This window comes from Candidatus Desulfolinea nitratireducens (assembly GCF_982879505.1).
Window position 1 is genome coordinate 1 of record NZ_CEYOSI010000180.1, and the last position, 7651, is coordinate 7651.

The 7651-nt window shown below is 43.9% G+C and carries 3 protein-coding genes and 1 pseudogene; all 4 read right to left on the reverse strand.

Annotated features, from left to right (window positions below):
- Nucleotides 1–1071 (reverse strand): annotated as a pseudogene (locus AC3DOM_RS13740) (hypothetical protein); the annotation flags it as partial.
- A 3-nt stretch (nucleotides 1072–1074) separates the two neighbouring features.
- Nucleotides 1075–3309 carry a GAF domain-containing protein gene (locus AC3DOM_RS13745; RefSeq protein WP_487919613.1) on the reverse strand — a complete coding sequence of 745 codons (2235 nt, stop codon included), beginning with the start codon at nucleotides 3307–3309 and terminating at the stop codon, nucleotides 1075–1077.
- A 114-nt stretch (nucleotides 3310–3423) separates the two neighbouring features.
- On the reverse strand, nucleotides 3424–5355 hold the full coding sequence (locus tag AC3DOM_RS13750; RefSeq protein WP_487919614.1) for a GAF domain-containing protein: 1932 nt from the start codon (nucleotides 5353–5355) through the stop codon (nucleotides 3424–3426).
- Nucleotides 5348–7651, reverse strand: a 2304-nt coding sequence (locus AC3DOM_RS13755; RefSeq protein WP_487919615.1) for a GAF domain-containing protein, incomplete at its 5' end; no start/stop codon positions are given. The genes AC3DOM_RS13750 and AC3DOM_RS13755, both read right to left, overlap by 8 nt.

Consider the following 7651-nt stretch of genomic DNA (forward strand, 5'->3'; position numbering starts at 1 on the left):
GGTTCTTGTCCTAATTATATTAGAAACAAATGGTAAATTTGTATTTAGGGGTTGAATGAAATAGTCTGTTTCGTGCTCGTCGTTTCCAATGTTTTCCAAGGTTGTATCAAGGATGTTTTTTCCTGAGATGTCTAATATTGCATACGATCCAACCGCAAGCATATTTTTTTGCCTGAATGATCGCAAGCTTTCAAGAGCTTGATCTTCTAACCTTTCTTTATTTTCCTGGCCACCAATAGTAGTTAGACTGGAAAGATATTCGATAATAGCGGGGGACTGAGCCTCAGCTCGTAATTCACGTTTATTGGTCAGGATCAGGTTCTCAATGCCCTGACCAACAAAAGCTGCTTTAACTTGCAAGATTTTATTCTGACGCGAGCCTAGTGAGCTTCGTAGGGATATTGAGCCTGTAATGGCCAAAATAATAATGGGAATAAGAACAACAATAACCATGGCTATAATTATTTTTGAGGATAAAAGCAGGAAGCGATGCTGTGTTAAAAGAAAGAGCACGAAAAAACCTATCAGAAGAATAGCAACGAAGATAATTGTTCTCGCTAGAGGTTCAACAATTTCTGTCATTTGACGATATGAAGGTAAATAACGCGTTACAAGAAGATCAAAGATGTAGTAGAAAGAGCCTGAAACAAAACCTAAACTCAGCACCCGCCCAAAGGAATCGGGTTTTAATGTCAGCAAGCCTATGATCGGGATTAGGGTAAATGCAATGATTGCAAAAATCAGCCCAAGATCGGCAGTGAAAGCATTGCGTAAGGCCATTGTGAGAATAAAAGAATTGAGCAATAACCAAATCCCTTTATCCTTTTGGCCCTGCCAGATCATTCGTGCGGAAAAGATGGACATGATAAAAAGGGTTAAAACCGAGATTGTGTCTCCAACTGAAATAAGGGTTCTAGTTGATAGGCTAATCCGGACTGAAATAACCAGATTGGCAAATACCGCTATCATGAATATGATAGCAACTAAAAACGCATTGCGCGCTTCTCGACTAATCGATGATCCTGCTATTGAATCGGGGATTGAGTTCTGATTTGTTATGGGCGTTTCCATTGCCTAGTCCTCAATTCTATTCTCATCGGAGATATTTAATCGCACTTCCGCTTCATCAAGGCCAAATGTTTTTTTCATCTCCTCGAGGGCGGTTTTAACAACTGTGTCCATATCAAGGGTTTCGCGCAATCTGGAAGAAAATTGAGTGATAAGTTGATCGCGATATGCTTGTTCACGTGTTTCGTTCACAAGCCTGGAATTTTCGACTGCCAGCGCAACTTGATCGGCCACCTCCGAGGCAAGGGCCTGTTCTTTCTGTGTCCATTTTCTTGTACTTCTTTTCAACGATATATTCCCGATCTTTCTCCCACGAAGTATTATCGGTGAATCAGATAGCTCATCATCTTTTCCTATACTTTCGGACAACCCTTCTGATGCTAGAGGTTTAATTTCAAGGGGCGTATAAAGGAAACCATGAGATTTTTTCTCCAAATGCTCCCTCCAAACACTTCTTGTTTGCTCAGCTGCAAATGCCTCCAATTGGGCAATGTTCACCTGGGCTTCCTCACGTAAGCGTGCATTTTGAATTGCCAGAGCCACCTGATTTGCAAGTGTTAGCAATATCTCGACATCCTGTTGCGCAAAAGCCTGAGATTCTGTAGATTGGATATCCAAAATACCAATAACATCCTCATTAATAAGCAATGGGAGGGCAATCTCTGAGCGAGTTTGTGGCAAATCAGGATTGTCAAAGAAAATTGCGTCTTTACCAACATCCAATGCAATATGCGGACGGCGAGCCACGGCAGTCGTACCCACGATCCCCTCTCTGCCTACTCTGAGTTGGTGGCCCTTCTTCAACATTTGTTGTCCACCCTCAGATGACGCTGCCTGCAATATGGCGTATTCCTTTTTATCGTCAAGGAGAAAAATGCCAGTGTGGTAGTAATTAAAGCGTTCAGTAATAAGATTCGCTACATTTGTCAGTAAAGTTCTAACATCCTGGATGGTGAGGGCATCTTGGGCAACTTGGGCCGCCGCTTGTAATTGTACGGCTCTATACTCAAGATCCTCAGTACGTTCTGACACTCGTTGTTCCAGGCTGCCGACAAGATCTCGAAGTTGAGCGGTCATGGTATTGAAAGAGTTGGCAAGTGTAACCAACTCAGTACCACCAGTGATTTGCACTGACTGGGTCAAATCACCCTGCCCCAGCCTTTGAGCTGTATCACTGAGTTGGTTCAAAGGTCCAATGATGCGTCGCGCTAGCACGAACGCGGCCAAAGACCCTAGCCCCAGTGCCAAAGCTGAAACAACTATCAATGCCAACCTGCTCTGATCACTCACAGTTTGTAGCTGATCGCGAGCACGAGTAAAGCCAGCATCACCTCCCCGGAGTATGTCGCTTGTGACTTGGTTGATATCCACCGTCACTTCTCTGAAAACAGCGGTGTTGATTTCGATATTTCCTTCTAAGGCTACTAACTCTATTAGATGATCTTGATATATCCCGATTAAATCAAGTAGTTCTAAGACAGGTATCTGTACCGTTTCTTCTGGTGGATCGGATGCTGGGTCAGGAATTGCCACTATTTCTTCCGGGAGATCTACCTGAGAGCTGTTTTGTACCAGATCGGTAAACTCGAGTATCAACAATCGAAGGTTGTCATAATATTGCTGCTGTCCTGTGTTTAAATAGGATTGCTCATTGGCCCGAATTTTCAAAACCAGTTGATGGAACTCAGGATTTGGCAAAGGGGAAACGATGGCTTCAAGCTCGTTGAGCTTTGTGTTCAGCGTGTTCTCTTGTCCATCGGGGCGACTGCGCTCTTCGATATCGGTGACAACGGCTTGAAAAGCAGATTCGTAAGTATCAAGCAAAGGAACCAAACTGGCAGTATCCTCCAGAATGAGCTGTAGTTCCGGATCGCCCGAATTTTGAACTAAACTGTCAATTTCGTTTAGCTTACTGCGGGCTTGCTCTAAGTGTAGTTCATTAGTTGATACGTATTTGTCCTGAGCCGTTTCAAACCCCAAGGAACGCCAGGAAGCCAGGAAGTTTGATTCGGCTTGGCGGGCTTGCAGGAACTCGGTCTTGATTTCCAGGCTCAGCTCACGAATTCGATTGGATTCATCAAGTGTAGTTTGAACACTCTTTTGCAAGCTCTGCAAACTCTGATAGCCAATGAGAGCAATCACCAGAGCCAAAACCAATATCAACCCAAACCCAAACACGAGTTGGGATCGAATTGAGCCAATGATACGATTAGGCTTTGATGAGGGTTCAGGTGATGTCATAGATCAAGCCTTTCGGGAAAATTTTGTGAACAAACCAGAAGATTTGTGGGAATACAATTCCATGTCAATAGGGTTTTGCTTTGCGCCATGGAATTTATTTTCAAAATTGAAATATTAATCCGCATCAGATTCGTCCAGAATATTTAGTTCTATCGTAGCTTCGGACGCGCCGAGGGCGCCTCCAAGTTCCTTGAGCGCTGTTTTTAAAATTCCGTCTGTGGTATTGGATGACCATATTTTGCTGGTAATCTCTGCGACGAGCCGTTCTTGCAAGGCGACTTGTTGGCTTTCTTCAAGAAGCCGGGCATTTTCAAGTGCAAGAGCTGTTTGTGTAGCAACCGCTTCAACCCAGCCTCGATCTTCTGTGGTCCAGTCTGATGCCCCATCAAGGGTGATTTCTCCAATGATCTGATCCCTTAAGGCCAATGGAATATTAAGCAAAAATTCATCTGATAGTGGCTTCTCCCCAGCTGAAAATTCAAGGTTAGCATGAGTATCCATTGCTCCAGACCAGGCATCAGATAGCTGTATTTGCTGGCTTGTACGAATTTCTTTCAAAGCTTGCTGTGCTTCCTGAAATAAACGTCCATTTTCGAGAGCAATAGCTACTTGATTTACCATGCCCTGTAATGTTTCAATATTCTCTTCATCAAAAGCATTTTCTTTTGTCGACTGTGCATCAAGCGCACCTAGAACATTCCCGCCAACAATGAGAGGAAGGGCGATCTCAGAGCGGGTGTTTGGGAGCAGGGGATTATCAAAGCGGACGGCTTCGCGTCCAACATCATGTGCGATTCGAGCCTCTCTCAAGTTAATCGCAGATCCCACCATGTTGTTACCCGCTATGGGTAGTCGATGTTTTTTTGCTTGCAGCTCTTTCCCGGCTTCACCTGTTGCACTTCTTAACTCTGCCCAGCGTCCATCCGGAGAGACAATAAAAATGGCAGCGTAATAATAGCCCAGCCTTTCTGTAATAAGATTGACAAATTTTTCAATCAGCTCTTCGGGATTAAGAATTGAACTGACTGCTCGTCCCACTTCCGATGTGGCTTTAAGTTGTTCTGTACGCTCCATGATTTGCTTTTCAAGATTGCCCTGCAATTTATCAAGACGGGAAACCATGTGGTTGAAATATACCGCTAATTCTCCCACCTCGTCAGTTGCAGTCACCCTAGCTCTTTGAGTAAGATCCCCCGCTTCGATTTTCTTAAAAGTATTAATGAGTTGCTGAAGAGGGGAAGATACTGAGGTGGCAAATAAAGCTGAAAGGATGATGCCAAAAATAATCGTTAAAAATGCAACAACCAGAGATTGAATTTGCATTGTTTGCAAAACGGAAGGATCGCCTGTTTCCAGAGCTTTGACTGTCTGATGATAACCAATGGGAGCAACAAGGAGAATACTTGTTAATACCAACGCGAGGGATATGCTTTGTAATTTGACAGATATATTTATGCCTTTAGCACCAGCAATACCCTCTGTAAAACCTTTGGGTAGCAATACTTCCCGCGCTGGAACCAGAAGTAGATCGAGCAGTAGTAACGAAAGGGAAGAGCTTCCCAAAATTGCTGCAAATGCTCCCAACAATGTGTAGATGATTTGATTTGTGCTAACTTCCAAAACAAATGCCTGATATAAGAGCATCGGTATCATTGTGGCCGCGAGTCCCCCGACAAATAGAAATAGGCTAAAACGCCACCCAAGCGAGGTTATTTGATGCCAGGCGGTAAGATCATCCTGTGAGTCACTTGAAAAACTTATTCCAGATCTCCATGAATTTAGTTTTTTGCGCACATCACTATATAAAACAAAGATAACGGCAAAAACAATAATATTGGCAATCAGAAGCCCAAGTAGGGCAAATTTTGCCAAGGCTGCTAGCTCATCTGTTGTAAACTCCGCATTTACTTGAATCGAATATTCTGCTGCAATCGTACTAATGCTTGAGAAAATTTGGGTAAATAATACTGCAATAACCAGATATAACCCACCCGTGCGACGCAGTATTTTATGGAGAACTGTGGTTTTTTCTACTGGATTATTCATTCGTACCCTCAGTTTCGGAGTTATGTTCAACACCTACTTTAACCTGGGTGTGTTGTGCGCCAATTGCTTTGTTCAATTCAGTTGCTGTGGTTGACAGAATGGTTTGAACATTTGTTGAGCTGCGAATTTTACTCGTAATATCATGAAGCGTTCGGTCACGTTCGGCTCTCCGGCGAACCTGCTGAAGCAACCGGGCATTTGCAATAATGGCAGCAAGACTACCGGCGAGAGTTCCGAGCATTTCTTCATCATGCTCATCATAGGCGGCTTCCTGTTCGCTCTCGACATTTAGAACTCCCAGGAGTTCACTCCTGAAAATTAGGGGAATTGCTAATTCAGAGCGTGTATTAGCGCTAACGGCGAAATAGCGTGAATCGGTTGGTGCATCATCAATCCGCAACAGTTTTTTATTTCTTGCCACCCAACCCGTGATGCCACTTCCAAAGGGAATATTAATCTCTGCAATATCCTCTTCAGAGTATCCGATAGCCGCGCCGACGGTCAACTTCTCTTGTTTGTTATTTGCGAGGAGGATGGCTACGCGGTCACCACCTAATGTGACCTGTAGACCCTGCACTGCACCATTTAGAGCCTCTTCAAGTGTTGTTCCGGATGCAGCGGAGGTAGTGATATGATGGATAAGGCGGTGTTGAGATAGATGCTCTTGGGTTTCTGCAAATAGCTCTGTATTATTAATACCAACAGCCAATTGATCAGCGATAATATTGAGAGTTTGTATAATCTCTTGGGAAAATGCGTATGGTTCATTACTGTGCACATCCAATACGCCGAGAATTCGCTCGCCAATTTTGAGCGGAATGGCTGTTTCCGCACGGGTATTTGGTAATAAGGGGTTTTCCTGATAAGTAGGGTCTGTTTCTGTGTTATCGATAGTCAGCGCCTCTCCGTGCCCAGAGACATATCCAACGGGAGAATTTGAGCCAACACCCAGCCTGAAACCGTTCCGCTTAAGTTGGGCTCCGGCTTCACCTGTTGCCTCGCGAATTACCGCGTAATGCTGCAAATGGTCGACAAGAAATATTGCTGCATGGTAAAAACTAAAGCGTTCCTGGATCATGGTGACAGCATTATTGAGCAACTCATCCAAATTGAGAGAGCCACTTATATCACGAGCGATCTCAGCTGCGCTTTCCAATTGGATGGCTCTTTTATGGCTTTCCTCCAGAAGTTGAATATTGTAGATTGCTCCAGATACCTGGGCGGTTAGGGATTTGAGAAAACGGAGAGAATTCTCATCAAAACTGTTTTCATTTTCGAAATCCTGAACAATTATGGCTCCGATTACCTTTTCACTAACCAGGAGTGGACAGCCAAGCCAGGATTTTGGTGGTTTGTCGTCAAGAACTGCACCTAAAGCGGCAGAACGCATTTTGGTTTCTTCAACAATCATAAGGGGTTGTGCTGTGCGGATAATAACGGATGTTAGACCCTCGCCCAGCGAGAAAGAGGGGACACTGGATACTGTTCCTGCTTCATAGTTATAGGGGATATTTATGGTGCTGCTAACCTCGTCATACAGGGCGACGGCGAATGGATAATCTCCCAAGACTTGGCGTGATTGTTCATGCAACGATGGATATAGAGAGTTTAGATCCTTTGCAGCTATGACAGCCTGACTTGTTAGGGAGATCGCTTCGAGCTCAGTCAGGCGTCTGTCTGTCAATTCTGTTGCCTTAATTTTATCAAGTGTAATGGCAATCATTTCGATAAAGTTTGTATAAGGCTGTACCGCCGTTTCGGTCAGGTAATCTTTTTGGCGGGAGCCGATCATGATTAGCGCAGTAAATTTTCCACCCTGGGTCAGGGGTAAAAGCGATATTGCCTGACAGCCAAATTTGCGAGGAATACTGATAAATTCCTTTGGCAAAGTTGTAGGAGACCCTAAATCAATAATTAGGTCTTCTTTATCTTTAATGCGTTCTGTGAGCTCACTGGGCTGGATATCTATATACTCAGGCAGGGCAGCTAAAGTAATAATTTGATCAGGGTCTGATGCAGAGAAAATGCCCAATCCTTTGCCTTTAGGCGTAAAAATAGCGGAAATGAAGGGAGAATTTTGTAAAATTCGGCCAGTTAATTTAAAAGTACCTTCTATCGTATTCTCTTGAGCAATATCTCTGCTGGCCCGATAAAGCCTGTCAAGTTCATAGATGTTGACATCAGAAGATTTGAAAAGGCCAACATTTTGAATTGCGGTAGCTATTTGATTGGAGAGCGTTACAAGGATCTCAATAGTAGCATCGTCGAAGGCTTCGGGATGGGTGCTTTGGACATC